This window comes from Galbitalea sp. SE-J8, assembly GCF_030345695.1.
Classification (GTDB): Bacteria; Actinomycetota; Actinomycetes; order Actinomycetales; family Microbacteriaceae; genus JAUASV01.
In genome coordinates, this window is the sequence record NZ_JAUASV010000049.1 from 1 (window position 1) to 1,331 (window position 1,331).

At 66.6% G+C, this 1,331-nt stretch carries 1 protein-coding gene; it reads left to right on the plus strand.

What is annotated here, in order from left to right; genetic code table 11:
• Nucleotides 1-119: 119 nt before the first annotated feature.
• Nucleotides 120-1,331 (plus strand): IS256 family transposase (locus tag QT381_RS15700; RefSeq protein WP_289249967.1); only part of this gene is annotated, 1,212 nt, incomplete at its 3' end.

Below are 1,331 nucleotides of genomic sequence, written 5' to 3' on the forward strand. Positions count from 1 at the left end.
AGTAGTGCCCCTTAACGTGGTGTAGTTCGCGGTGGCCGGTCTCGTCGTAGACGTGGGCGCGGTCACCGTGTAGTCCCTTCGAGGAATCTCCTACAACCCACTCGAAAGGCATCTTCACGATGACCGCACCTCATATTGTCGACCCTGCTGGCCTGCTCGAGGAAGCGCTGGGCGATGCCTCGCCCGATCTGATGCGCAACCTGCTGCAGACCATGATCAACGCGCTGCTATCCGCCGACGCGGACGCCGTCGTCGGCGCTGAATGGGGCCAGCGCTCCAGCGACCGGCTCACGCAACGCAACGGCTACCGACACCGTGACCTCGACACCCGGGTCGGGACGATCGACGTCGCGATCCCGAAGCTGCGGCAGGGCACCTACTTCCCGGAATGGCTGCTCGAGCGTCGCAAACGCGCTGAGACCGCCCTGATCACCGTCGTCGCCGACTGTTACCTCGCCGGCGTCTCGACCCGACGAATGGACAAGCTCGTCAAGACCCTCGGGATCCACTCCCTCTCGAAATCGCAGGTCTCACGGATGGCCGCGGAGCTCGATGAGCACGTCGAGCAGTTCCGGCACCGCAGCCTCGACGATGCCGGACCGTTCACGTTCGTCGCTGCCGACGCGCTCACCATGAAGGTCCGTGAGGGCGGAGTCGTGATCAACGCTGTCGTGCTCGTCGCGACGGGGGTCAACGCCGACGGCCGCCGTGAAGTGCTCGGACTCCGAGTCGCCACCAGTGAGACCGGGGCAGCCTGGAACTCGTTCTTCGCCGACCTCGTCGCCCGCGGGCTGAGCGGGGTCCGGCTCGTCACCAGCGACGCGCACGCCGGGCTCGTCGAGGCGATCGCCGCGCACCTGCCCGGAGCGGTCTGGCAGAGATGCCGAACCCATTACGCCGCGAACCTGATGGCTGTCACGCCGAAGACGATGTGGCCAGCGGTGAAGGCGATGCTGCACTCCGTCTACGACCAGCCAGACGCGAAGTCCGTGCACGCCCAGTTCGACCGGCTGCTGGACTACGTCGACGGGAAACTGCCCGACGCGTTCGAGCACCTCGACCATGCCCGGGCCGACATCCTCGCGTTCACCGGATTCCCCGAAGGACTCTGGCAACAGATCTGGTCCAACAACCCGAACGAGCGCCTCAACCGCGAGATCCGCCGCCGCACCGACTCCGTCGGCATCTTCCCGAACCGGGACGCGATCATCCGCCTCGTCGGAGCCGTGCTCGCCGAACAGACCGACGAGTGGGCCGAAGGCCGCCGCTACCTCGGCCTCGAGATGCTCGCGAAGTCCCGGCTGACCCTCGACACCGACACCGACACCGAC